Here is a 24,990-nt window from a genome sequence, read left to right on the forward strand (position 1 = left end):
CGGCTGAAGGCTTCGTGGCTGTCAGGGGTGAAGCGTCACTCCAGCAGGGCCGACCGCAGCTCTGGCTCGGTCAGCCAGCCATGCCAAGCTATCTCATCAGGATCAGCGGCCACGGCGTACGGCACCGCGGCTTCGTGCACGCCGAGCCAGTGAGGGCTCAAACCGCTGCGGTTGAGGAACGTGAACAGCAAGCGCGGCAGCACACGAACGCCCAGCTCTTCGGCCAGTTCCCGCGCGGCAGCCTGCTCATAGGCCTCACCGACACCAACGGCGCCACCGACCACGACCTCATAGAGCCCGGGGAAGCGCGACAGCTGCTCCGACCGCCGGGTAACAAGGATCCGCCCACCCTCACCACGACACACCGTCACGGCGACCCGGTGCAGCCAACCCTCCCGAACTGCCTGCCGACGGCTGACCACCCCCAGGACACGATCCTGATCATCGACACGCTCCACCAGTTCGTCCACGACGCACACCCTGGCATAGCCCACTGACAGCGCTGCTCCTCGGAATCTGGTCTGTTCTCAAACACTCACTGAGCTGGTCGGAGGACGTCTCGCCGGTGGCAAGCAGTCGTCCGACGGTGTGCTGCGGCGCCGGACGCCGGGTTTTCGAGCCAAGCGGCCGACCTGGACCCGGACGGGAAGGTTTTGGTGCACCGACTGGGGAGCCGGTCTTCGTGCGCAGGTTCCTGAACCCGCGCCGGACTCGGGCGGGGGTTTGTTCGGTTCGGCCGGCTTCTCCCAGGGGTGCCGGAGATCGGCGGCCAGCGGTCGGGCGAGCCGGAGTTGGGCATAGGCGGCGATCACCAGCCACGTCCACCGGTCGGCCGCCTCCGAGCAGCGGAGCCGGGGCTTGGTCCCCCGAGCGTCTGCTTGAACAGGCGAAATGTGTGCTGCAGGTCGAAACGTCGGAGGAAGGACTGCCAGCATCGGTCGACGTCGCTGCATGGCGAGTTGCCTCGAGTTCTCAGCGGGTGCTTGTGCTGGGGCTCTTGAGTGGGCACGGGTTGGGTAGTACGACCGGAGCGGCGTGGCATGGAGAGCTGATGGGAGCCCGGGACGGGGGAGGACGCGGTGCGAGCGAGGATGTCCGTGGGGAGGATTGTGTGGATAGCCGCAGTGGTTGCGGCGGCGCTTGGGCTTGTGCTGATGACTCCGTTCCTCCTCATGGCGGTGGGGCCGAAGGACGCGGACTGGGCTAAGTTGAGCCAGATCAGCCAGGCGTATGGGGCTCTGTCGGTCATATTGTCCGCGGGCGCTCTGGCCGGAGTTGCGGCCTCGTTGGCTTACCAGTCCCGGCAGACCCGCATCGCCACCGAAGAGACGACCTGGACCGCGCACCGGGAATTGCTCCTGCTGTCGCTGACGAAGTCGGAGTTCCTCACCTGCTGGGAGCCTCCGTCCGTTCCGATGACGTCGGACGAATGGCGGCGCATCGTGTACACCAACCTCATCATCCAGGACTGGGAAAAGACGTACTCGTTCGGCCTGATGACAGACGCCCAGTTGATCAGGACATTCGAGCTGCATTTCCAAGGGCAGACGGCGCGGGACCATTGGAGTAACTCACGGGAGCACTATCTGCGCTACGCCGATGGTGGAGCGAATCGGCGGACCCGGCAGTTCGCGCGCGTTGCGGATCGGTCCTACGCCGCCGCTGTCGCCGCCGGGCCAGCAGTCTCCGTGGGCGGTTACTTCGTTGAGTCGACCGTGCCCAGCCCGCAGCGTTGAGTGGTGGAGCGGACGTTGTGCGCCACGTGGCGCTCTGTTGTATCCCCGGATTATCCGGGAGGAACTCGGAAGGAGGTTCCTGGGCCAATGACTTACCTGAAGCCGAAAGGGCGAGGGGACAAAAGCATGTCAGGAAACCAGTGACTGGGTGTCAACGGCCACTCAGTTCTCCCCGTCACACGGAAGACGTCACCATGAAGGCGGATATCGTGATGTATCCGTCCAAGAGCAAGCGCGAAGCCGCGTGCCGGACTTACACCTCGGGGCTCCCACTGGGCAACTGCGACGTGAGCCGGAACGTCCACGGCTCCTGGCACGAGAGGGGCTCCACCCTGCCCACGGGCGACATGGCCTGCTTCACCCTCGCCAGCGGGCGGTACCTCATCACCTGCACGTACTGCGACCGGTCCGCGCTCTTCCAGGTCGGGTACTCCGACGCCACGGCGATCACCCGCTGGTGGCAGACCCTGGACCCGGTCTTCGTCACCGGCTGACCCGCGGATGCTTCCGACGGCACAGCTCGCCGCGAACAGCAGCCGCACCATCGGGCGGCTGCTGAGGTGAACGGCAACGGCGTTCGCGGGAAGTAGGTCATCGACACGCAGCGCTCACGGCGAGGTCCCGGCCCAGGGTCCGCTGAGCCCCCTGCCGAATCGCAGGTCCGGCAGACGGGAGGGCTCAGCGGGTGACTCGGGCGTTCAGTCACAAGACCTGAAGCGGTGAACCTCGGAAACAGGGGGCTGGGTAGGCCGGCTCAGGGGGTGAGCTGCCACTGTTCGATGTAGCCGACGTCGATCGCATCGTGGTCCTGCACCCGCAGCTTCCAGGTGCCGGCAACGGGCTGGGCGGAGGCGTCGACGGTGAAGGTCTGGTCGACGTTGTCGGCGGAGCCGCCGCTGCGGTTCAGTAGTGAGTAGAGGGTTCCGTCCGGTCCGACGAGACCGACACTCAGGTCGCCCCGGTAAGTGTGGACGATCTTGACGTAGACCTGGGTGGTGGCCGAGGCGTTGCCGGTCCGGCCGGTGACCGTGATCGGGGACTCCACGGCGGCGCCGGCGTCGGGGATGTCGACGCGAGTGGCGCTGGCGTAGATGTCGGCCACCCGCCAGGTGAAGCCGACGGTGGCGGACGCACCCGTGTCATCGGTGACGGTCACCGTGACGTCACTGGTCCCGAGGGTGGTCGGGATGCCGGAGATCAGACCGGTGTCGCTGATGGTCAGTCCGTCCGGCAGACCCGTGGCGGAATAGGTCAGTCCCGCACCGGAGTTGGTGGTGTACGCGTCCGTCTGCAGGGACACGGCCTGTCCGACTCCGCTGAGTTGGCCGGCGATCGGGGCCACGTTGACGCCGAGCGCGATCCGGTTGCCGACGTTGATCGCCGCCCACGCGTCGGCCACGGCGAGGTAGGAGGGGCTGTAGGCGCCGAAGAGATCCGCCGCTGCCTGCAGCGTCGCGGTGCGGGCACCCGCGTAGTTCGTGGACGAGGTCATGTATGTGGTGAGCGCCCGGTACCAGACCTTCTGGGCGTTGTCGATGCCGATGCCGGTGACGGGCTGGCCGTCGGAGGTGGGACTGTCGTAGGTGACCCCGTTGACGGTCTTCGCGCCGCTGCCCTCGGACAGCAGGTAGAAGAGGTGGTTCGCCGGGCCCGAGGAGTAGTGGACGTCGACGCTGCCGAGCGTCGAACTCCAGTAGTCGCGGGACGCGCCGTCCTTGGAGGGTTTGTCCATGTAACGCAGCGGTGTGCCGTTGCCGTTGATGTCGATCTTCTCGCCGACCAGGTAGTCGGGGACGTCGGCGGGCAGGTTCTCGTGGAACTCCACCGCGGCGGCGAAGATGTCCGAGGTGGCCTCGTTGAGGCCGCCCGACTCACCGGAGTAGGTGAGGCCGGTGGTCGCGGCGGTGACGCCGTGGGTCATCTCGTGCGCGGCCACGTCCAGCGCCGTCAACGGGTGGGTGTTGCCGGAGCCGTCGCCGTAGGTCATGCAGAAGCAGGTGTCGGACCAGAAGGCGTTGACGTAGTTGTTGCCGTAGTGGGCTCTGCTGTAGGCGGCCACTCCGTCGTTGCGTATGCCGTTGCGGCCGAAGACGTCTTTGTAGTAGTCCCAGGTGGCCGCGGCGCCGAAGGCGACGTCGACGCCCGCGGTCTGACGGTTGCTCGGGGTCCCGTCGCCCCAGACATCGTTGTCATCCGTGAAGAGCGTGCCTGTGCCGGAGGTGCCCTGGTTCAGGTCGTAGGTGCGGTGTCCGGCGCGGTCGCCGTCGAGGAGTTGGTACGTCGAGCCGTCGGGCGTGGTGCCGAGGGGAACCGTTCCGTTGAACTGGCCCGTGCCGGTGCCCGTTTCGATGCCCTGGTAGCGGAACAGGGCCTTGCCCGAGTCGGCGTCGGTGATCACATGGAGTTCGCTGGGTGTTCCGTCGTCCTGGAAGCCGCCGATCACCGCCTCCCAGGCGAGAACGGGCTTGGCACCGGCTGCCCAGACGACGAGCCGCGGCGCGTCGTCGAGCCTGGCCTGTTCGCCGCCCGTCATCACCGCGGTCGCGAGTGCCTTGGCCTTCACCGTGGCCGACGACACGTTCGGGGTGATGTCCGGCAGGGCCAGGTCGGCTTTCGCGGCCCTCGACACCGTGAGGCGGCCGCTCTTGGCGTGGACGACCAGGTCACCGCCGAGGACGGGCAGCCCGGCGTAAGTCCGCTCGTAGCGGGTGTGGGTGGTGCCGTCGGCGTCCTGCGTGACGTCCTTGACGACGAGCTTCTCCTTGGCCCCGAAGCCGAGGCTCTTCGCCGTGCTATCGGCGGCCGTGGCCGCGTTCCCGACGAGGGCGGCGTGCTTCGCCGGCGACAGAGCGGCCGGGGCCGCTCCGGCCCGATGGGTGGCCAGGATTTTCGGCTGGGCGTGGCGGTCGGGAGCTGCGGAGGCGGCGCCGGTCTGCATACCGGCCGCCAGCAGTGTGCCGACTGCGGTGAGCACCAGGGCCGCGGTGTATCTGGGGTGGTGGGGATAACGGTCATGCCGGGTCAAGGCGTTCTCCTTATGGGGGTGATCGGACTCGGGGGAGTCCGGGAGAGCGGGTCGGGCCGGGGTGCGGCCGTCCGGCGGGGCGCGGGTGAACTGCGCACGGCACAAGGTGCCACCGTGCCCTGGAGAGGAGGAAGGGTGAGGGGGATGTGAGTGCTCGGTGAGCATTTCGCCCAGCAGCGTGGCATCACGCGCACAGATTTGTCATGGCAATAACAAAGCAACGGCTCAAACTGGCCGTTGCATGCTGCGGTCCACGCACTTGAGCGACACCTTTCGGCCGGGCATCGCGTGACGACGGGCAGCCGTCGCGGCGCCTCGGCGCGAGGAGCAGGGGGTCGACCGCCGTCTCCCGCGTACTGATCCTGTGGTACGTGCGTCATACGTCACACGGCCGTTCAGGGCGACGGCATGGCCCTGGAGGATGCTGCCCGCGCGGTACCGGTCGTGGGCGTTGCACGGCTCGCCGGTTTCAGCATGAGTACCCTGCCCGCTCCTCACACCAGATCCCTGACCGGCGAACTTCACGTTGCGCGGGCCTCATTAGGTCGAGGAGATACCCGGAGAGGAATGCGCACGCACTGTGCGCTCGTACTGGAGGACTCGGGTGTTCAGGGCACGCAACCAGAGATTGTGAACTAGCGCGACTGCCACCAGGGTGCCGGTGAAGAGCCCGATTTCGATGCGGCCGTCGGACAGGGAGCCAGCGGTGACGAGACCGCCGAGGACGACGACGATCCAGCCGAGTCGCATGCCCCCGCCAATGCCGTGGGTGTCGCCGTGCAGCAGCAGTTGTCCGCACCGGAGGAACTGGCTGCCGAGCAGCGTCGGCAGCCCGGCGAAGAAGCATCCCAGCACCATGGTGCCGGCGATGGCCCCGGCGCTGGCCCCGTCGTCGTCGCCGCTCCGGTAGAAGGCGACGAGGACCACGAAGGCCGCGACGAACCACAGCGCGCTTGAGACGATGACGGACACGCCGACATTGCGGAAGGTGCGCCGCAGCGCTGGGTCCGCCATAGCGGGTGAGGGTCTGTAGCCGGTCGTCCAGTTCTCACGGACGTGACGAATGAGCAGGCCAGTCGGCGCACCGGCGAGCAGGAGCCCGGCGACGAACAGCGGAAGGCCTCTCCCGAGGTTGCCGTCCACGACCATGCCCAGCCCGATCGCGAGCATGAGCACGCCGAAGGCGATGACGAGACGCAGCAGCCGGAACCCCACAGGCCCCCCTGTTCACTTGGACCACAATCGGGCGAAGACCACCGCAGCGTAACGCCGGTGTACGCGCGGAAGCATCAACCCTCTGAGGTACCACGGAAGTTGCAGCAACCACTACCGCGAAAGTTGCAGATCCGCGCGGCTACCGCCCTCGATGGAGCGGGAGTTCCACCCGCCGCGGGACGCGACAGTTGTTCGGCCGCCCTACCGTTATGGCACACGGGCACACGGGCACACGGTGCTCCACCATCAGTGCATGCACCGCCGAGCAGCAGGCACGAGAGGGTGTCTGTCCCCCCCCAACGGATCGTCGGGCCATCCGACGACGCAACGACACATCGAAGAGTCGATCATGGTGACATCTCTCCGAATGAGTGGTGTGCATCGTGAAGACGCAGGTCACGGGTCTGGTGTGAATGGTGAGTTGGGTGCTCGCGCCGGTCTGCGGCCGACGACCCTGGCGTAGATCATCGGGCGCATCCGGTTCCGGCGGGATGCCGGGCTCGGCTGCGCCCACCACTGATGGCGATATCTGAATCTGGTTCTGACCGTGCTTCCGGATACTGTTGGCGATCTCTAGGTTGTGAGCCTTTGGCAGAGCTGTTGGAAGTGGCTAGGTGGTCGCGGCGGCGATGGCGGTGTAGTGCCTGGTGGGAAGCATTCGCTGAGGCGGATGATGTTGGTTCCAGCGGCTGTGAGCACGTGCTGGACATGTGTCTTCGCCCAATGCCGGGAAGTTTGAGTCTGGGGCGCGTTGTCAACCTCTTCGGCGAAATCGGCCTGGTGGGGCGGGGCTCCGCGTAGGACGGAAGTCGACCAAGACACCGTTCTTCGAGGAGCCCCTATGGTTCAGCCTGGCACGCTGGTGCGTGCACGCGCGGGTGGTGAAGTGTCCTTCGCCGCCGGGCACTTGGGCGAGCTGACTCAGGTCGTCACACCGTCGCTGGTGGACGCGGTCCTCGCGAAGACCGGCAGGGTGCAGTTGCGTATCCGTAAGCTCCCCTCGCGGGTGGTGGTGTACTTCGTGCTCGCGATGGCGCTGTTCACCGAGTACGGATACCGGGGCGTGTGGGCTTGTCTGGTCGCCGGGGCAGGGCTGCCGGTTGTTGATCCATCGGCGGCTGCCCTGCGGCAGGCCCGGCGGCGGGTCGGTTCAGCTCCGCTGGCCGCACTGTTCGACGAGGTGAAAGGGGCCGCCGCGGCCGCGGATACATCGGGTTCGTGGTGGAGAGGGCTGCGGGTGGTGGCCTGGGACGGCACCGGCCTCCAGGTTCCCGACAGCCCTGAGAACCTCGCGGTCTGCGGCCGGGCAGCCGGGAAGTTCGGACTGGGCGGCTTCCCGTTGATGCGACTGACCGCGCTGGTCGAATGCGGGACCCGGACCGTGATCGACGCGATCGTCGGCCCCTGGAAGCAGTCCGAGAAGGACCAGGCCCTCCTGCTGTGCCGGGCCCTGCGCCCAGGCATGCTGGTACTGGCCGACCGCGGCAGCAAGGGAGTCCCACTGGCCTGCGCGGCCGCCGCGACGGGCGCGCACCTGCTGTGGCGGACCAGTACCGACCGACTGCCACCGGTACTCCATCTGCTGCCCGACGGCACCTACCTGTCCATGGCCACCAGCCAGAACGAACGCGCCCGCCTGGCCCGCTGGACCCGTCACCGCTGCGGCATCCCGCCGCAGGCACAGGGCCTGGCCCTGCGGATGATCGAGGCCACCGTCACCGTCCGCACCGACGGCCGGCACCGTCGCACCACCCACCTCCGACTGATCACCACCCTGCTCGACCATGAGCAGTGCCCCGCCACCGAACTCGCCGAGCTCTACCACGAGCGGTGGCAGGTGGAGACCGCGTACCTCGGGTTGAAGGTCACCCTCCGAGGTCCCGGGCGCGTCCTGCGGTCGCAGACCTTCGACGGAGCGCGGCAGGAACTCTTCGGCCTGCTCATCGTCTACCAGGCCGCCCGGCTCATCGCCGCCGATGCGGCCGGCCAAGCCGGCATCGACCCCGATCGCATCTCGCTGACTGTGACCCTGCGAACAGCCCGCCTCACCGTCCTCAACGCGACCGGGTCCGCAGCCACCTCCGTCACCTCACCAACTCCCTGGATCAGACGAGCCATCCTCCACCCCCGGGAACTGGGTCCGGCACACCGCGGACTCCGCATCCTGCCCCGCCGCGTCAAACGCCCGATCTCCACCTTCGCCTACAACGCAACGAGGAAAGACCCACCCTTCCTCAACCCCGAGATCGTCATCGCGATCGGCGTACCGGCCGATCTGCCACGTCGACCTGTATAACTTCCCGGCATTGGGTCTTCGCCAGGCCCCGGTAGCGGCAATGCCGCAGGCCGTGAGCGTGGACCGTTTCGGAGACGGTAGCCTCGCAGCCCGCGCGGATGGCTGGCTGTGTGTCGTCTCGGGACATGTTTGACCGTTCGTCGTCATGTGGCGCTTGACGTACTGGTGTGCGTCTCAGGAGATGCTTGACTGCTTCTGGCTGTCCTCGCGTTTGGAGACGACGCGGAGCATGGTGACCGGGCCGGTGTCCCTGCGCTGTTTGACGGCGATCTCTTCGCCTTCGTGGAGGATGCGGAAGTAGGTGTCCTCGATGATGACCGTGACCAGCTTGTCGGCGTTCCGCTTGCCGAGCTTCAGGCGCTGTCGGGTGACCATGATGCGGCCGCTGTCGCTCACCCGGCGCTGCACTCGCATGGCTCCGGTCGGCAGCGCGGGAGCGGGCAGGCGCCCGTCGGCGGCTCGTGCTCTGCGCAGGGAAGGCAGTTGGTCACGGCTCACGGGGCAGGGCCAGGTGCCGATGAGAGCGTCGTCGGTGATGGCGTGCATGAGGTGCCCGTCGAGGCGCAGGGTGATTTTGCGTCCCGCGAAGCCGTTGCTGACGTGGTAGTCCTCTCCCTTCACGCTGATCAGTCCGTCGCGGTGGACGAGACGGTCGATCTCGACGGCCTCTCCGGCCGGGACGACGAGTCGGCTGGTCTTCCCGTTGCTGCGGGGCAGAGCCGGGGCTCCTGGTGGCGACCCTGCTGGCCGGGCTCCGCGCATGGTCAGCCAGCGCAGGTTCTCGGGCGTCAGCCGCGAGGCGACCGTCTTGATCAAGTGACCGTCCATGACGACGTGGACGCTGCGCTGATCTGCCCAGACCGTGAGGGGACGGCCGGCCATGGCCTGCGGGAGCGAGATCCTCAGGGCCCCGGGCACCAAGGTGAGCTCTCCGCTGGGTGGAACCCGGGCCTCGAACTCGACGGCACCGGATCCCGCCGGAGGCGGTGGCGGTGTCTCGATGACACCGATCACGAACGGCTCGGGTTCCTCCTCGCCGAGACCGCCCTCCGCGGCGGGGACTGGATCGGTGCGGGTGGGGCCATTGGGTCGGAAGCGACTTGCTGGAACGGCCATGTCCAACGACTGGTGGGGCCGCTGGTAGTTGTAGGCGGCCACCCATTCATCGACCGCTTGCTGGGCGGCTTCCTGCGAGGCGAACGGCGCGACGCGGTTGAGGAACTCCTCCCGCAGGGTTCGATGGAACCGCTCGATCTTCCCGGTTGTCGTCGGCGAGCGCGGCTTGGTTCGCCGGGCCGTGATCCCGTTCTCCCGGCAGACCCGTTCGAACAGCACCTCGACGGGCTCGGGCTTGGTATGGCGCCCGGTGAACTGCTTGCCGTTGTCCGTCAGGACCTCTGAGGGGACGCCGTAGCGGCGCATCGCCGGGGCGAACGCCTCGCAGACGGCACGACCAGTGGGAACCGCGACTACGGTGGAGATGACCACGAAGCGCGAGTGGTCATCGATTCCTGTCACCATCTTGCACTCGCGCCCGTCAGCGAGCATGACCCCGCCGACCAGGTCCATCTGCCACAAGTGCATCGGTGCTTCCCTCTGCCACCTGCGGTACTTGCGCTTGTGCTCTTGGACTTGGGCCGCAATCAGCCGGTTCCGGACGAGCACACGGTGCACGGTCGCTCGTGAAGGAACCGGGGCGTCCTGCCGCTGAGCCAGCTCATGGCTGATGCGACGAGCACCCCACCGCGGATGCTGCCGCCGTACTTCGCAGATCGCCGCCTCGATGGCGGCCGGCAAGCGAGTCGGACTGGTCCGCGGACGGCGAGACCTGTCCGACAGACCGAGTAGTCCCTCCTGCTCGAACCGCTTCCGCCACGTGTGCAGGGACTGGCGGGTCGTTCCGTATCGCTCCGCGACCTCGCCGATCGGTGATCCGCCCAGGACCTCACACACGGCCCGGTACCTGAACTGCGACATCGCCTCCGGATCAATGAACCCCCTCCGCTGCCATGCCAGCACAGCGAGACGGTCAAGGATGTGTTGAGACCGAACTTGCCCAACACCCGAAAGCCGTCAAGCAACTGCCGACGACAAACGGTCAAGGAAGTCCTGAGCCGCTACATAGCCAGTGTGGCAGGACGGCATCCCGGCCGGTCGGCGGTCATGGGCGTGCTGGGCTGGTCGCCGTGGGCGAGCGCAAGCCGGGAGGTTGCGGACGCTGACCCTCTGAATCGGGAGATCGAAGAGGCCAATCGCCCCCGCGCGGGGTGGCCTCTTCGTTTCCGCGGTACCACGGAAGTTGTAGCAACCACTACCACGGAAGTTGCACGAACCGCGGTGCTACCGCGCGAGGTGGAGCGGGAGTTCCACCCGCTGCGGGACGCGACACCGAGCCGCCGCACATACCCTCATGCCACATTTGTGAGTGAGAGGGGACCTGCGTGTTGAGCAATGTTTCACATCACCGCCTGACGCGGCTGCTCGTGTCAGTCCTGACCACCGGGCTGATGATTTTCGGTGTCTCCACGGCCACCACGTCGTCGGCCTCAGCTGATTCGTGTTTCACCTGGATCCCCAGTTCAAACGGCGAGGGGGCCGGAAACACGATAAGAGCCATCAACCTCAAGAACAACTACTACTCAGGGTGCGACAACGTCGCCTCGGTCCCAAAGGGGACGCTGCTCTATTACCGGTGCTTCCAGTACAACGTGTCCACCGGGTACGAGTGGGTGTACGTCCGGGTCGCCGGGACCTCAACCTATGGCTGGACATCGCGCGACAACGTCGCTGATATCGGCTACGACGACAACGGCGACGGGAGCGTCGACATCGCCTACTGCAACTAGGGCCTGTCTGACAAATGATCTCTGCGAAGCTTCGGTGTCGGAGGCTGTAGGAGAGGTCATGGGGATTGAGCTGGAACTGCACTCGGGGCGACCCATACGAAGGGGGTCGAACCGGGACACCTTGCTGCGGGGCTCTTACGAGCACGGCGAAGGGCTGGCGATGGTGCTGAGCGCCCTCGACCGGCATGGCTCGGGCAAGCTCGGCTGGGTGGATCCGTACGGCGACACGCTGTTCAACGAACAGGAAGCCCAGGTCGCCCGCCAGGAAGTTGCCGCCCTGATGCGGAGATGTACTGACGACCGGCAGACAGCGGCTCTGCTCGACCTTGCCGAGCTTCTCGACGAGTGTGCGGCGACGCCGGGCAGCTACTTGTGGGTCATGGGTGACTAGCCGTACCTGATCATTGATCCTGTGGCTGGCCGGGGTGAGTTGACGGATGTGGCGTGGGAGCAGCTAGGTCCGCTGAGCCTCGGCTGTGTCCGGTGAGGGCGGGCAGTTGCTGTACGCCCGACGCCGGCCCTGCCGCAGCCGCAGGAGCAGCCGGTTTCGTACAGAGGCGCGTGGACGCAGGTCGGGAGGCCGGGCTGTGATGCGATCTGCGGACTGGGGGGATGGTGCGGCCTTCATGGCGGGGGCGGGGCCGGGAGTGTCCTCGATGGTGAAGCCGCCGAACAGCGGGTGGGGCGCACGGTCGCGGGCGGCGCGCCCGCCGATCCGGCCTCCCTGTGGCTGCCGGCCCAGCAGCATCCAGCCCAGCACGGCCTGTATCGGGGCCCGTCCGCGGATCTTCGGCCGGCGCACGGCCCAGATCGTCAGCAGCCAGGCCACGATCGGGATCGGCCCCAGCATCGACCACCAGCTGATGGTCTTGAGCAGGAGGAGGCCGCCGATGACGGCGGCCGCGATCTGCGTGGGTGTGTACGGGCCGAGGGGGATCTTCCAGTCCGCGACCTTCCCCAGCACCCAGGGATGGCGGCGGGCCGCGGTGTAGAAGCGTCCCACCCGCCCGGCGGCGGCCGCGCTCATTAGAGGACCATCCCTTCTGCAGCCCTCACGAGTAGGGTTGTGACCTCTCGGTCCCGGTGGGTGCATGGCTTGCCGCGCGAGCTGCTCGACGGCCACTGTGAGTTGTGCCAGCCCCGCCGGGCCGAGGCCGTCTGATCGGCATCAGGGACACGCCCCGCAGAGGGCCGATTAATGAGCTCCCGGCAGACGTCCTCACCACCGGGCAGGTGCTTCGCGCACGACACAGAGGTGCTTCTTTCGTGTACATCGGCTGGGACTGGGCGACCGAGACCCACGACGTGACGGTCATGGACAACTCCGGTGCCCGCGTGGACCGCTGGGAGTTCGCGCACACCGAGGAAGGCATCGCCCGGACTCTGGCGAAGCTGGCCAAGTACGGCGATCCGGCGGGCTTGCCCGTCGCGATCGAGACCACCCGTGGCCTGGTGGTGGACCGGCTGCTGGCCGCAGGCCACCCAGTGGTGCCGGTGCACCCCAACGCCTTCCATGCGATGCGCCCGCGCTGGGGCGCGGCCAAGGCCAAGACGGACGCTGGCGACAGCCTCAAGCTCGCCGACTATCTGCGCACCGACGGGCACTTCCTGCCGCGCCTGGAGCCGACCGAGCGGGCGACGATGGAGCTGCAGGCCCTGACCCGGCAGCGGGCCGACCACATGGCTGCCCGCATCGCCGCTGTCAACCAGCTTGCGGCCCGGCTGGACATGCACTGGCCCGGTGGCAAGGCCGTCTTCGCCACCCTGCACAGCGACATTGCCCTGGCGTTTTTGGAGCGCTACCCGACTCCGGCCTTGGCCGCCAAGCTCACCGCAGGGCGCCTTGAAGCCTGGTGCAAGCGCCGCGGCTACTCCGGCAAGAGGCCCGGCAGCGTCCTCATCGAACGTCTGCGCTCCGCGCCCAAGTCGGCATCCCGGCTCAGCGACAGCGTGGTCGAGCAGCTGGTCCGTGTGCAGGTCCAGCTGGTCAAGAGCATCCGCGCCACGATCCGGGCCTTGGACGAGGCCATCGCCGACGCGGTCGCCACCCATCCCTATGCGCAGTTGTTCGCGACCATGCCCCGTATCGGGACGGTCAACCTCGGGCAGATCATCGGTGAGATCGGCCCGATCCTGGAGCGCTCCCGGACCAGCGAGCAGTTCATCGCCGAGACCGGGGTCGTTCCGGTGACCCGGGCGTCCGGCAAGTCCCGTGTGGTGACCTTCCGCTACGCTGCAAACCGCCGTGCCCGCCTGGCCATCGTCGGCTACGCCGACAACAGCCGGCACGCCAGTGACTGGGCCGCGAAGATCTACAACGACGCCCGGGCGGACAAGAAACGTCACCCCCACGCCGCCCGCATCCTCGCGCGAGCCTGGCTGCGAGTGATGTGGGCCTGCTGGCGCGACGGAACCTGCTACGACCCCGACACGCACCAAGCCAACAACAAGATCAAACGGGCTCCCGAGGCGGTCGCTGCGGCATAGAGGTTGACTCAGGGAACTCACGGCCGGCCTCCCGCACCGGCGGAGTGCTCCCGCACGACCGGACCGGGACCATGCGCGGCGCCGGGGACAGGGGGTGCGCTCTTGGCAGGGTTGTTGACCTCGTCCTCGAACATGTTGGCGAGGGATTCGCGGGAGTTGTACAGCCCCAGCGCGATGATCATGAGGAGGAGGGCGCCGATCCCGGCCTTGAGGCTGCGCATCTGGATCATGAGGATGACGACGAGGCAGATCAGGCCGGCCTGCAGTCCTTTGGTCGCCCAGTCCTGGAACATGGAGATCCATGAGTCGCCGAGGTGGTCCAGCTGCCCGGCGAGCATCACGCTGTGCACCGTGTTCACCGCGCACCGCCGTCCCGGGCGGTCCCGGTTTCCGGCGCCGCGATTTCCCACCGGCTGGAGCGGGCTTTCAGCGTGAGCTCGTACGCCAGCGGCCACCGGCCGCCGGTGTCCCGGGCTTCCGCCTGGACGAGGACACGCACCCTCGTGCCGTCGGCAGGCACTTTCTCGGCGGCCGCCGCCTGTTCGGCGGCGGACATCTGCTGGACGGAGACCGCCGCGTACGGGGCGGGGGAGACGGCCGACAGCGTCACGCCGGGCGCGAGGTAGCGGCCCACCTCTCCGGTGATGGCGCTCCTTGAATTCGGCCATCTCCTGCTCGGCGGTGGCCCCAGACCTGCTCAGGGGATCTCCCCACGTCGCCTGATAGCCAGCCAGCTCCAGGTGGGCGGACCAACTCGGCCGCGGACCGCCTGCTGAGGGCGGCTGGAGCCAGAGCTCGCCTACGTGTGAGAGCCCGTGCCCGGGAAAGGGACCCTTCGTTGCGGTGTGCGCGTCCCTGGCGGTCGGCGGTGTGCCTGGATGTAACGGTTAGTTGGAGAGATTCGGCAAGACTCAGATACGGAGCCAGTCCTGGCTGGCTGTCACCTCGCGTGCGATGCGACGCCACTGATCTTCCCCGCCGGGCAGGGGCCAGGCCCAGGTCGGCTGTTCCGTGGTGTTCAGGTCGTGGAGGAGGCGGACGAGCTGCGGGCCGGCGGTGGCGGCGCCGTCCGGGACGGTGGGGCCATGGATGGCGCGGAGTTCGGCGAAGCGTGCCAGTTCGTCCTCGTAGAAGCCCACGGCATCATTGACGCGCGCGGCCAGGTCATCGCGCGACACCGTGCGGTGCAACTGCAGTAGCGGAGGCTCGACGGACTCGGCGATCGCCGCGGCGAACCGCGCGTGACCGTCCAGGATCAGATGGCAGTCCAGGCCACTGACCCACCACAACAGGACGGGTGGGAGTGTCCCTTCACGGGCTTGCTTGCGGTACGCCTTGACCCGGCTGTCGTCGGCATCGGGCATTGGCCGCAGCGGAAGGACCTCCCACGAATGCGAATGGACGAACCAGTCGATGTATCCGTCTGGATGGCCGTCGACGAGCATCGAGCTCCAGTACTTGGCATGCGAGGTGTCGGCGTGGCGCCAGCGCAGGAGCGGACTGTCGCACGAGAGTAGCCACCGGCCCTCATGCAACGGGCTGGCTGGTGAGTCGATGAGGTACTGGGCAAAGCGGTGAGCCCACCGTTCCGGGCTGCCCGCCAGGGCGCGTCCCACATCGGCGCGCAAGGGCGGGACGAAGGAGCGGTACTCGTCGGTGCGCCAGAAGTCCACGCCCTGGAGTGGCTCGTCGACAACGGCGAGCAACACAGGCCGCGACGGCTGGGAGACCAACAGTCGCGGGCCGGCGCTGAACACGCGCAGCCCCGGCGGGTGGCGGTCGTGTACGTCCAGGGACAGGCCCACCCACGTGCCGTCGTCCCGCGTGACGTCGCTGCGCTGCATGCGGAGAGCGTAGACGGCTGCTGCGTGGGGCCCCCATGGCCCCCTTGGCCGTCCAACACCCCCCCCGCACTCCACGAGTCGGTGGCCCCGGCCGGAAACACGCGCCGTACTCGTTGAAGGTCCTCACTCCGTTGAACGCCGGACCGAGTGAGGCGACGAGCGGTCCTGGCCGAATTCAGAGATCCCCATCTCCGGTACCGGTCAGGTAGGCGGCGAGGAACTCCCCGACGGCGGAGGACAGATCACCCTCCGGGATCGTCACGCCGTACGACGACTTTGCCACCTCGGCCCGGGCCGGACCGGCCACCACGCCCGGCGCACCGGCCACCGTGAACGAGGCGCCCTCGCGATCGGCGGCGACCGGCACGGCGTAGTAGCGCACCGGTCCGTCGGCGTACTGCGCAGCAAGTGTCACCGACCATGCCTCGCCGGTCTGCTGTGCACTGCGCACCGCCACGACCGACTCCGGCTCGGGCTGCGCATTCCAGGACTCGGGAAGACCGGCGTCCGGGCCCAGCGATTGCGCAAGCCGGGCCTGCGTACTGCTCTCGGCGCCCGCACGGCTGCGCAGCCAAGCGTCGAGGAACACCGTGGCGTACCCGGCCGGATCGGCCGCCGCGGCCGTCTTCACGGTGGCCGGCTGGGTCGCGGGGGCGGTAGGGACCAGGGTCGCTGGCGTGGCCACGGTGAGGGCCAGCGCGATCGGGCCGGCCGCCACCGCGGCCCACGCGCCCAGGTGGCCCAGGCGGACCCGCCGCCGCATCTGCTGCAGCCGAGCCCCGGCAGCGGTCGGAGGAGCAGCCTGCTCATCCGGCGTCTGCTTGGCACGAGACATTCCGAACTCCCAGGTCAAAGCGAGGTGTTGCTTGTGACCCGAGACAACCTGCCGACCCCGACCCGACCACCGACCATGAAGGCCCGACCACGATTACGAAGGGGACACGAACCCGTGGTGGGGGCCGTGGTCGGGCCGACCACGGTGGATTCAGGGGGTCGTTGCAACACGCGGTGAGTTGATCAAGTCGCGAGCAGTTTATGCAGACGCTCGGCTGGGGTTTCCCAGTCGAGCGTTTTGCGGGGGCGGCTGTTGAGCTCGGCGGCGACGGCGTAAAGGTGCTCGGGGGTGTGTGCGGACAGGTCGGTGCCCTTGGGGAAGTACTGGCGTAGCAGGCCGTTGGTGTTCTCGTTCGAGCCGCGCTGCCAGGGGCTGGCGGGATGGCAGAAGTAGACCGGGACGTTGGTGGCGATGCTGAAGCCGTGGTGAGCGGCCATCTCGGTGCCCTGATCCCAGGTCAAGGATCGCTTCAGGTGGGGCGGCAAGGTTTTGACGGTGGTGATGAGGGCGTCGCGCAGGGCTGCGGCGCTGTGGCCGTCGGGCAGGTGGACCAGCATCAGGTAGCGGGTGCTGCGTTCGACCAGGGTGGCGATCGCGGAGCGGGATCTGGGGCCGACGATCAAGTCGCCTTCCCAGCGCCCGGGGACAGCGCGGTCGGCTGCCTCGGCGGGCCGTTCGCTGATCATGACCATGTTCTTGACGGCGCGGGAGCGACGCCGGTCGGCCAGGCGGCGAGGACGGCGGATGGCACGTCCGGTGCGCAGAGCCTGGGTTAGTTTGCGGCGGAGTTCACCGCGGCCTTGGACGTAGAGGGCCTGGTAGATGGTCTCGTGGGTCACGTGCATCTCCGGCCGATGGGTGAAGCGCCTGCGCAGAGCGTGACAGATCTGCTCGGGACTCCAGCGCAGGGCCAGGTGGGACTGGATGAAGTCGTGCAGTTCCGGGTTCTGGCCGATCTTCCCGGTCTTGGGGCGAGGCCGCCGGGCGTCAGCTCGGCGCTGGGCGGCAAAGGGACGGTAGCGCCAGCGGCCGTTGGCCAGGACGGTGCGGTTGCGGCGGATTTCGCGGCTGATCGTCGATGGGCTGCGGCCCAGCTCGGCGGCGATCGCCCGGATGGTGGCCTTCTCCTGCAGCCGGTCGGCCATGTGGATGCGATCGGCCTCGCGCAGATAGCGCGAAGGAGGAACTGGCGTCGGCTCAGCGACGGGTGATGCCGCGTTGACCGGGGGCGCCGCCTTGAACCGACCCGATGCGCCTCGTCCGTTTCGCCACCGCTCGCCGGTTCGGACGCTGATGCCGGCGGCCCTGGCAGCCTCGGCAAAGCTCATTCCTTGATCCACAAGTCGGAAGTATGTCTCCCGTTCTCGGACCAGCGGTCTGTTCCCCTGAGGCCTCCGGCCACCACGAATCTCGAAGTCCATTGCCACCTCTGAGCTGAGGTGTTGCAACGACCACTAGAACTCAGGCCACAGACCCGGCCGCAGACCCGGCCGCGGCATTTCGCACCCGGGGAGCTCCGCCTCGGGGCGGGGATCACATGGTGGCCGGGGTGGCCGGCGCCGCAGTGCGCACCGTGATGAATCCCGCGGACGAGCAGTCTCCCGCCTCCCGCCCCCCCGGTGGGACTGGGCACTGGAAGGGCGGATGCGCAGCGCGAGGCCTACGGCGCAGGCCCGGCTGCGCAGTCACGCGCGCACGTCGATTGGGCACGACCCGGGGCGTGGTGCGCAGCGCCCCGGCCACGGCTGCGCAGCCGGCAGTGCGCACCGATTGCGCAACGGGGATGAGAGCGACGTTCAACGCGGGCCGCGCGGCCCGGCTGGTGGCTGGGGCCGCCTTCACCGGAGGCCTCGTTCAGTCCCGGGATCAAGAGGGGTGTCGCGGATCGGCAGAGGCGATGTGGCCGGTCACGGGTTCAAGGCCGTACGCCGCAGCTCCTTCGGAGCGGATTCGCTGCCGTCACCGCATACAGCTCGGGGCGCGGTGGACGTCTCCGGGACGACCTGCACGGTCGGATGCGCGCGCGAGCCGGCCGCGACCGATCGCCCACCACCCTGTGGTCATGAGCGCCGCGCGTCGCCTGCGCCGCTTGCGCGCCGCTCGCGCGTCGCCTGCGTGGCGCCTGCCCGGCGGCTGGTCGGGGCCGATCACGAACCCGACCCTGGCGGCCCGGCTCGTATGGTGCCGGATCGTGATGGGTGGTCGGGGGTTGTGGCTGCCGTCCTGGTCGGTGTCGGCGGGTGAGCTGCCTCCATGGACTTCACGCATGTCCCCTCGCGCGCCGGCGCCGGCCGTCTCGCGTCCGCGAGCGGCGCGGGCCGCTCCGGCGCACTGCGGGTCGCGCGGTGAACGGAGCACGGGTCCGTCGCGGCGTGATGGCCGGCGATCAGTTCACCCAGATCGCCAACGGCCTGTTCCGCGACGGCCGCATGTCCTTCAAGGTGAAGGGGCTGTTCGGGCTGGTCAGCACCGACCGCGACGGCTGGCACATGACGGTCTCGGACCTGGCCCGCCGCGGCCGCGAGGGCGTGGACGCGGTGGCGAGTGGGCTGAAGGAGCTGGAGCGTTACGGCTTCCTGCGGCGGGACCGCGACCGAAACCCCGATGGCACCCTCGGCTCGGCCACGTACGTCATCACCGACCTGCCCAGCCTGCAACACACCAGGTCGCAGCCAGAGTCGGGAAATCCAGGACTGGATAACCCTACGTTGGCTGACCGCCCCACAAAGAACACCATCAGTAAGAAGACCAACCAGCAGAACACCACAACCGTCCCTCCGTGCGCCCGCGGCGAGCGCACACCCGGCCGCCCGGCGCCGCCCCCGCGGGTCACGCCTGCGGCGCAGGTTCTGGACCCGGGCACCGGGCTGCTGCTGTCGATCGGCGCGGCCCATCCCCAACTGCTGCTGCAGGAGAAGGCCTTGTACGACCAGGGCCGGATCATGACCGCGATGCTGGACGCCGGCTGGAGCTGTGAGCAGCTGCGCCGCGTCATCACCAGCCGCCCGCTGCCGAGCAGGATCCGGACCTGCGTCGACGCGATCGTCGCCGCCCGGCTGCGCTCCGCCCAGAACTACCCGCTGCCCGTCGCCCGCGTCGCCCGCGTCGCCCGCGTCGCCACGGACGAACGCCCGCTGCAGGCGCAGCCCGTAACGACGGCCGGTGCCGGCCGCACGGTCTTCCAGGCGATCGTCTGCCGGGCGCTCGTCGAATGCGCGGGCTGCGGCAGGCCCGGCACCGCCCCCGGCCAAGACCTCTGCCCGGCCTGCCTCGACTGGCCGCTGTGCCGCACCTGCCCAGGACCTACTCCCCGCCGCGCCCACCCCGACGGCGACGGCCGCTGCACCGCCTGCACCTCCGCCCTCACCGCTGTGACCGACCTTCTGGAAGCGAGCACCTCATGACGGACACGATCCCCACACCACCCCGGACGGCACCCCAGCAGCCCCTCCGCCCCTTCGACCGCGATCCGAAACGGTGGGAGGAGGAACGAGACCGTGCGCTGTCCTGGGGCCACGTCTGCGGCGACACCGCGTGCACGGGCAGGTGCGAGCCGGTGCTCGTGTACGAGCGCACCGGGTGGGGGTGGCTGGCCTGGACCGTGCCCGGGGACGGGTCTGTGCCAGGGCGTCCCCGGCAGATCGGGGTGCTCACCCCGGGCGCGACGCTGACCCAGCGGCTGGCCGTGCGCTGGCTGACCAGGCGGCCCGCCCACCGCATCGCCCTGACTGCGGAGAGCCCCGCATCCTTGCGGCTCTCCGCGGCCGCCGTGGGGGTGCTCAGCCTCATCACGGCCCTGCTCGCCCTGGGCCGCGGCCTCCCCGCCGACCTGGTGCTGCCGGCGATGCTGCTCGCCCCGCTCCTCACCGAGCATCTGCCCGACCGCCTCGACGACCGGGCCCGCGAACACGTCCGCCGCGTCGAAGGCGATGCCGCCTGCCAGTACCTGCAGCGCCTCGCCGCCCTGCACACCTTCCTCCTCCAGACGGCCGCCGACAGCGACCGCTACGCACTGCGCCGCTCGGCCGAGGTCGGCCAGAACCTGCTGTGGGACGCCGCGGGCCTGCTCCAGACCGAGGACACCCGCTCGGCCTCGGCTCAACTCATCGACCGCGAGCGGCTGATGCTCCAGCTCGCCGGCCAAGTCGCCCAGATCCTGGACCGCACCCGCACCGAGGCCCGCTCCAGCGACGCGAACCAACCCCACGGGCCCGAAGGCCCGCTGGGCCCGCTGCCGTCCGGCTTCGAGCCGACGGCACAGCCAGCACCTCGAAGCGCGCCGGGCACTTCACCGCTGAAGGGATACCGCCCCATGACCCAGGCCCCGTCCGACGACTCAGTCCGCACCACGGACGTCTATCTCCTCTTCGCACACGAGCCGTACTACCCCGGCGATGGCACCCAGGAGATCAACACCACCCTGGTAGCCGCCGACTCCCTGCTCCATCCCGAGGTACGGCAGCCCGACGGCGCCAAGATCCACGACCGCCTCACCCAGGGACGCCGGCCGGGCGAGATCATCCCGCTGTCCACCCTCACCCACGAACTGGGCGGCGGCGCCGACTGGCCCTACGTCGGCGACTGGGAGAAGGTCACCACCGACCTCCTGCACCTCGTCCGCGCAGCCGAGTGCGACGCCCTCAGCCTCGGCCTCCCCGAGATTGGGCGCGCCCTCGTCATCACCGGCCCGCACAACCACGTCAGCGTCTTCGACGCCGCAGCCGGCCAGTTCCGCACCTATGGGCCGAAGGAGCGCGCCGCCGTCCTGGCCGAGGTCGACATGTACCTCGCCGTCCTCGTAGCCGAACAGGACCTCTGGCCGGGCGATGGCCTGCTGCCCCCGCTCTTCCACCACGCGTAGCAACCACCCCCGTTGGGGCGGCGACGGCCGACGCCCCCGAGCCCTGCCGGTTTCGGGAACGACTTCTGCCCCCACCTCTGGAACCCAAGGCTCGCGAGTGCGCCCGACTCTCGTTCCTGAAGCCAGTCTGCCGATCGGCCCGTACCCGTACGCTGCCGACCATGACACTGACCGTCAGGTGCCACCACAACGCCACCGCCACCTTCACCGGTCCCTGCACCGAGCAGGCGAGTCTGCCGCTGGTGTGGGAGGGCGAACGGGCGAAGCTGCCCGCGGGGCGGAGCTACCGCAAGCCCACTCCGCTCTCGGTGTCCGACGCGGCGATCTGCCCGGCGCACAGCGGGCCCCGCGCGGCATGAGGTACATCGAGGCCCCGGCCGTCTACGACAGCCCGGGATTCGAGGAACCCGTGCTGTTCTTGGGCGGCGGCATCACCGGCTGCCCCGACTGGCAGCGCGATGCGGTCCATCAGCTGCAGGCACTCGACTGCCCCGCCGCCGTCCTCAACCCCCGCCGCGCTCACTTTCCCGCCGGCGACCCGGCCGCCCACGGCGAGCAGGTGGCGTGGGAGTACGCCGCGCTGCACCGGGCCGCCGTCATCCTGTTCTGGTTCTGCGCGGACACCCTCCAGCCCGTCGTGCTGTACGAACTCGGGGCCCATGCCGCCCGCGATGCCACCCTCGCGGTCGGCGCGCACCCGCACTACGAGCGCCGCCTGGACGTGGTTGCCCAACTCCGGTACGCCCGGCCCGAGATCGAGGTCCACGACCGGCTGGAGGACACCGTGCGGACCGCCGCCGCGGCGGCCGTGGCGCAGCGGGTGCGCAGCCTGATCGCGGAGGCGCAGCGGCTACGTTCGCTCGGGGACCCCGAGAGCGGCTTCCACCGGGCACAGGAGGCGATGGAGGCGTTGCCCGCCAACGGGACGTTTTCCCACGAGGACTTCGCGGAACTCCAGGCCTTGGCACGGCAGGTGCGGGAGAACTGCGCGGACGCCCGGCAGACGGAGATGAGGCGCACCCCGTGAAAACGGCCGCCCCTCACCGGTGCGGCGTCGCCGGCCATCCAGCGCGCCGCCGCCGGTTGCCCGCAGCGGCATACGCGGTCTGCGCCGCCCGTTCGCTGAACTCCGCACCTGGCTGAACGTACTGGCTGCGGGGGAGAGGACTAGCGCCTCGCCGTCGAAGTGCAAGATCCAGCACTCCAGGGCCGGCTCGCTTCCGCGCTGGGAAGCTGGCCAACGGCCCTCAGGCCGCGCCCTAACCGCCCTATGGCGTTACACGACAAGCTCATCACAAGGCGGTCCACGGGCGAGGCTCGCCTCCGGCCAGCGGCATCCACACCGCCGCAGAGGGACCGTGCTGCTCGATGTCTTCCAGGACGCAGGCTCCCAGCTGAACTTCGCGGGCGAGGGCCGCGACGAGCGGGTGCTGAGCGACCATCGCCTGCAGATCGCTGATTCTGTTTCCCAGCCTGGCCCGGGAGGCCCCGGTGAGCATGAAGAGGACGCGGGGGAACACGGGATACCACCTGAGCCAGGCAGGACCGGTGGAGGTCGGCCTGCGGCGGCCGACGGGCTGGGCTTCGTACTGGCACAGCCGGGCGTACTCGATCAGTTTCACGGCCAGGCGTTCGCTGCTCATGGTGCTGCGATCGACCTCCACGAAGGCGCGCAGCTTCCGGCGGTGTCCGCCGTCGACGACGGTGTAGTGCATGACGGCGTCGGCCACAAGGCGCTCGCCCTCACCGACGTGGTGAGAAACCTCGGGAGTCCAGTCCCACGGGCCGTGCTCGTGCCCGAGCCGGCGCGCGTCAGCTGCGAAGGGCAGGTGGGCGCGTACCACGGTGAGCGTGTGCGGTGTCTTCAGCGACGCTGCGGTTGTCGAGGTGATGGGGTACGGCGGCCGCCCCCGCAGGACAGGAAGATCGCGGGTCAGTCGCGACCCTTCTGGTGTGAGGTACCAGGCGTGGGTCCGCGACCGGTTCGCGTCCGGAAGCGGGGTGAGGTCGACGAAACCCGTGGAGCGCAGCTTGTTCAGCGCACGGGAGAACAGCTGGCGGGAGCCGTCCGGCCGCAGCATCTGGCGCAACTGGCCGGTCGTGGCCATGCGGTGCAGGGCGAGCGCGGTCAGGATCTGCAACCGGAGCGGTTCAGCGGGGCTGGGGGCCAACTCGGCGGACGGAGCGCCTGGTGTGGAACTGGTCATGGAGATGAGGCAACCCGCCGCCCCCGACCCAACCCCCGACCACGTGGCCCCGACCAAGGTCACGACCCAAGAACGTTCTCGTGGGCGGGGCCATGGACGGCGACCACGGCCCCGACCGCGAGATTGGGCGAACTCTCAGGGGCACCCGCGGTCCGCGGCAGGAACAGCCCATGGCGGCGGCCTTGGGAAACGGCGATGGCCGGTCCGCAGCAGCAGGTGCTGCTGCGGGGCGTGGTGGCGAGCCACGCCATGCCGGCCATCGTGCGACACCCGGCCCGCAAGGGACCAACGGCCCGTAACCGGCTGTCGCGTTTCTGGGGCGGTGGGCGGAATTGCGCTCACCGCCGGGTTCTACTTCCTGGACCGCTGGGCGGCCTGCTGGAGGATGCGTCGGCGGGTCCACCGTCGGCGTCCCGTTCTGGCGCCCGGCGTTCTCGGCGATCCCGTCCACGGTTTTCAGCAGCGGCAGGTTGCCCTGGGCAAGGCTGCTGGAGAAGGAGCCGACGCTCTTGTACCCGAGCAGGGCGGCCGCCGCGGTTGCCCCCAGGAGTTCGTCGGGATCTCCGTCGACGGGGACATCGGGCAGCGAGGATGCGCGGCCGGCGTCGGCGCGTCTGCCGCTTCCGGGCCGGGTGTCCATCCAGTCCAGGAGGGTCTGCACACGCCACAGCTTCCGGACATAGGGGTTCTCGGCCGTGCCCTTCTCTTCGACGACATCCGGGTCGGGGAAGTAGCCGGGGTGGTCGCGGACGTAGGTGGTGACCTGGTTGGGGTTCTTGTAGCCGAGGAACCCGCGAGGCTTCTGCCGCGTTCAGCAACTCCTGCGGGTCGCGGGAGGGCGGTGTGTGTTCCTGGAGTCTTGCCGGCGTTCGGTGGGCGAACCACTCGGTGACCTGCGTGTGGTCCCACAGGCGGGCGCGGCCGCGCATGCCGGCGACCTCAGGAAAGGGCACGCCGGCGGCGTTTTCCGTGCGGTCGGTGTAGAGGCTGCTGATCCGGGCGGGTGTCAGGTCGTGTTCGGCCGCGATCTCGGCGGCGTCGGCCAGGCGAGGCTCACGGCGCGAGGTCATGGCAGAGCCGTCCGTCCTGTCGGTGGGTGAGCCGGCCTGCCCGGCTCACAACTCACATAATGGCAGGAGTTTGGGGTGGGGGTCCAGCACGCCGACCAGGCTTTCCCGGGCGGCTCGAGGAAGACGTCATTCCTCGGGGATCAGGCACACACCGCGGCAGGCCGCGTCCTGGGCCATCTCCGTGTAGGCCAGGGCCGCCGGCGTCATCTCCCACTCGGCCAGGGCGAGCAGCAGGAGCAGTTCGTCGCGGTCCTGCGATACGTCGCACGGCATGCCGGCCGTGTTCACGCCGCCACCAGATCTCCGGGGGACTGCCCGGCGAAGCGGGCGGCCACCGTGTCGCGCAGGTCTTCAAAGCCCTGCTGGTAGAGCTCGCTCGCTTCGCGCAGGAGCAGCGCCAGGTCCCCGGCGCGGCGGGCCGGTGTGGCCGCGGCGAGGTCGAGGAGGCGCTGGGTGGGCGTCGTCACCATCAGCAGTATGCCCTTCAAAAAGATCAGAGACGCCTGGGGAATCTCAGAGCGGAGCGGCACACCCGTCGCACGGCTGGCTTTGTAGGTGGAAACGGACA

At 69.0% G+C, this 24,990-nt stretch carries 23 protein-coding genes and 2 pseudogenes; 10 read left to right on the forward strand and 15 right to left on the reverse strand.

Features of this window, described 5'->3' with window-relative positions:
- Positions 1–35: 35 nt before the first annotated feature.
- Both AC5DRG_RS50700 and AC5DRG_RS50705 read right to left on the reverse strand, forming a co-directional pair.
- Positions 36–470, reverse strand: coding sequence for an NUDIX domain-containing protein (locus AC5DRG_RS50700; protein ID WP_491807168.1), 435 nt, complete (start codon positions 468–470; stop codon positions 36–38).
- Positions 442–949 (reverse strand): annotated as a pseudogene (locus AC5DRG_RS50705) (hypothetical protein); the annotation flags it as partial. The gene AC5DRG_RS50700 and the pseudogene AC5DRG_RS50705, both read right to left, overlap by 29 nt.
- Positions 950–1,154: 205 nt before the next feature.
- Here AC5DRG_RS50705 and AC5DRG_RS50710 point away from each other — a divergent pair.
- Both AC5DRG_RS50710 and AC5DRG_RS50715 read left to right on the forward strand, forming a co-directional pair.
- Positions 1,155–1,736: a DUF6082 family protein gene (locus AC5DRG_RS50710; RefSeq protein ID WP_491807169.1), complete on the forward strand. Its 582-nt coding sequence runs from the start codon at positions 1,155–1,157 to the stop codon at positions 1,734–1,736.
- Between the two features lie 194 nt (positions 1,737–1,930).
- Positions 1,931–2,230 carry a hypothetical protein gene (locus tag AC5DRG_RS50715; RefSeq protein ID WP_491807170.1) on the forward strand — a complete coding sequence of 100 codons (300 nt, stop codon included), beginning with the start codon at positions 1,931–1,933 and terminating at the stop codon, positions 2,228–2,230.
- Between the two features lie 260 nt (positions 2,231–2,490).
- Here AC5DRG_RS50715 and AC5DRG_RS50720 read toward each other — a convergent pair whose 3' ends face one another.
- Both AC5DRG_RS50720 and AC5DRG_RS50725 read right to left on the reverse strand, forming a co-directional pair.
- Complete coding sequence (locus AC5DRG_RS50720) at positions 2,491–4,761, reverse strand: M4 family metallopeptidase (protein ID WP_491807171.1); 2,271 nt, start codon at positions 4,759–4,761, stop codon at positions 2,491–2,493.
- Positions 4,762–5,301: 540 nt separating this feature from the next.
- A complete protein-coding gene (locus AC5DRG_RS50725) occupies positions 5,302–5,976 on the reverse strand; it encodes a hypothetical protein (protein ID WP_491807172.1) in 675 nt (224 codons plus the stop codon).
- Positions 5,977–6,817: 841 nt separating this feature from the next.
- Between AC5DRG_RS50725 and AC5DRG_RS50730 the strand changes: the two genes are divergently transcribed.
- Positions 6,818–8,272, forward strand: coding sequence for an IS4 family transposase (locus tag AC5DRG_RS50730; RefSeq protein ID WP_491807173.1), 1,455 nt, complete (start codon positions 6,818–6,820; stop codon positions 8,270–8,272).
- Between the two features lie 174 nt (positions 8,273–8,446).
- Here the strand turns inward: AC5DRG_RS50730 and AC5DRG_RS50735 are convergent, their stop codons facing one another.
- Positions 8,447–10,249 (reverse strand): IS481 family transposase, encoded by a 1,803-nt coding sequence (locus AC5DRG_RS50735; protein WP_491807174.1) that lies wholly within the window; start codon positions 10,247–10,249, stop codon positions 8,447–8,449.
- Positions 10,250–10,713: 464 nt separating this feature from the next.
- Here AC5DRG_RS50735 and AC5DRG_RS50740 point away from each other — a divergent pair, with 464 nt between their 5' ends.
- Together AC5DRG_RS50740 and AC5DRG_RS50745 are read left to right on the forward strand one after the other, a co-directional pair.
- Complete coding sequence (locus AC5DRG_RS50740; RefSeq protein WP_491807175.1) at positions 10,714–11,118, forward strand: hypothetical protein; 405 nt, start codon at positions 10,714–10,716, stop codon at positions 11,116–11,118.
- Between the two features lie 58 nt (positions 11,119–11,176).
- A complete protein-coding gene (locus AC5DRG_RS50745) occupies positions 11,177–11,509 on the forward strand; it encodes a hypothetical protein (protein ID WP_491807177.1) in 333 nt (110 codons plus the stop codon).
- Positions 11,510–11,572: 63 nt separating this feature from the next.
- Here AC5DRG_RS50745 and AC5DRG_RS50750 read toward each other — a convergent pair whose 3' ends face one another.
- Positions 11,573–12,145 carry a hypothetical protein gene (locus tag AC5DRG_RS50750; protein WP_491807178.1) on the reverse strand — a complete coding sequence of 191 codons (573 nt, stop codon included), beginning with the start codon at positions 12,143–12,145 and terminating at the stop codon, positions 11,573–11,575.
- 239 nt (positions 12,146–12,384) lie between these two features.
- Between AC5DRG_RS50750 and AC5DRG_RS50755 the strand changes: the two genes are divergently transcribed.
- Positions 12,385–13,605, forward strand: coding sequence for an IS110 family RNA-guided transposase (locus AC5DRG_RS50755; RefSeq protein WP_491807180.1), 1,221 nt, complete (start codon positions 12,385–12,387; stop codon positions 13,603–13,605).
- 17 nt (positions 13,606–13,622) lie between these two features.
- Here the strand turns inward: AC5DRG_RS50755 and AC5DRG_RS50760 are convergent, their stop codons facing one another.
- From AC5DRG_RS50760 to AC5DRG_RS50780, 5 genes are all read right to left on the reverse strand, one after another.
- Positions 13,623–13,964, reverse strand: coding sequence for a hypothetical protein (locus AC5DRG_RS50760; RefSeq protein ID WP_491807181.1), 342 nt, complete (start codon positions 13,962–13,964; stop codon positions 13,623–13,625).
- The gene (locus tag AC5DRG_RS50765) at positions 13,961–14,239 is read right to left on the reverse strand and encodes a hypothetical protein (RefSeq protein ID WP_491807183.1); all 279 of its coding nucleotides are present in this window, start codon (positions 14,237–14,239) and stop codon (positions 13,961–13,963) included. Before AC5DRG_RS50765 ends, AC5DRG_RS50760 begins: the two co-directional genes overlap by 4 nt.
- Positions 14,240–14,516: 277 nt before the next feature.
- Entirely contained in the window at positions 14,517–15,449 is a 933-nt protein-coding gene (locus AC5DRG_RS50770; protein WP_491807184.1) for a hypothetical protein, read from the reverse strand.
- Positions 15,450–15,624: 175 nt separating this feature from the next.
- Complete coding sequence (locus tag AC5DRG_RS50775) at positions 15,625–16,284, reverse strand: conjugal transfer protein (protein ID WP_491807185.1); 660 nt, start codon at positions 16,282–16,284, stop codon at positions 15,625–15,627.
- 182 nt (positions 16,285–16,466) lie between these two features.
- Positions 16,467–17,705, reverse strand: coding sequence for an IS30 family transposase (locus AC5DRG_RS50780; RefSeq protein WP_491807186.1), 1,239 nt, complete (start codon positions 17,703–17,705; stop codon positions 16,467–16,469).
- A gap of 924 nt (positions 17,706–18,629) precedes the next feature.
- Between AC5DRG_RS50780 and AC5DRG_RS50785 the strand changes: the two genes are divergently transcribed.
- The 4 genes from AC5DRG_RS50785 (at position 18,630) to AC5DRG_RS50800 (ending at position 22,172) form a co-directional block, all read left to right on the forward strand.
- Entirely contained in the window at positions 18,630–19,688 is a 1,059-nt protein-coding gene (locus AC5DRG_RS50785; RefSeq protein ID WP_491807188.1) for a hypothetical protein, read from the forward strand.
- Complete coding sequence (locus AC5DRG_RS50790; protein WP_491807189.1) at positions 19,685–21,145, forward strand: hypothetical protein; 1,461 nt, start codon at positions 19,685–19,687, stop codon at positions 21,143–21,145. Before AC5DRG_RS50785 ends, AC5DRG_RS50790 begins: the two co-directional genes overlap by 4 nt.
- Before the next feature lie 161 nt (positions 21,146–21,306).
- On the forward strand, positions 21,307–21,504 hold the full coding sequence (locus tag AC5DRG_RS50795; RefSeq protein ID WP_491807190.1) for a hypothetical protein: 198 nt from the start codon (positions 21,307–21,309) through the stop codon (positions 21,502–21,504).
- A complete protein-coding gene (locus tag AC5DRG_RS50800; RefSeq protein ID WP_491807191.1) occupies positions 21,501–22,172 on the forward strand; it encodes a nucleoside 2-deoxyribosyltransferase domain-containing protein in 672 nt (223 codons plus the stop codon). Before AC5DRG_RS50795 ends, AC5DRG_RS50800 begins: the two co-directional genes overlap by 4 nt.
- 265 nt (positions 22,173–22,437) lie before the next feature.
- Here AC5DRG_RS50800 and AC5DRG_RS50805 read toward each other — a convergent pair whose 3' ends face one another.
- The 4 genes and pseudogenes from AC5DRG_RS50805 to AC5DRG_RS50820 form a co-directional block, all read right to left on the reverse strand.
- Positions 22,438–23,352: a replication-relaxation family protein gene (locus AC5DRG_RS50805; protein WP_491807192.1), complete on the reverse strand. Its 915-nt coding sequence runs from the start codon at positions 23,350–23,352 to the stop codon at positions 22,438–22,440.
- Between the two features lie 351 nt (positions 23,353–23,703).
- Positions 23,704–24,422: pseudogene (locus AC5DRG_RS50810) on the reverse strand (hypothetical protein).
- 126 nt (positions 24,423–24,548) lie between these two features.
- Complete coding sequence (locus AC5DRG_RS50815; RefSeq protein WP_491807193.1) at positions 24,549–24,710, reverse strand: hypothetical protein; 162 nt, start codon at positions 24,708–24,710, stop codon at positions 24,549–24,551.
- Positions 24,707–24,889, reverse strand: a complete 183-nt coding sequence (locus AC5DRG_RS50820) for a hypothetical protein (protein ID WP_491807194.1) — start codon at positions 24,887–24,889, stop codon at positions 24,707–24,709. The genes AC5DRG_RS50815 and AC5DRG_RS50820 overlap by 4 nt, the downstream gene beginning before the upstream one ends.
- Positions 24,890–24,990: the final 101 nt, after the last annotated feature.

It is taken from the genome of Streptomyces sp. JLBG701 (assembly GCF_058544905.1).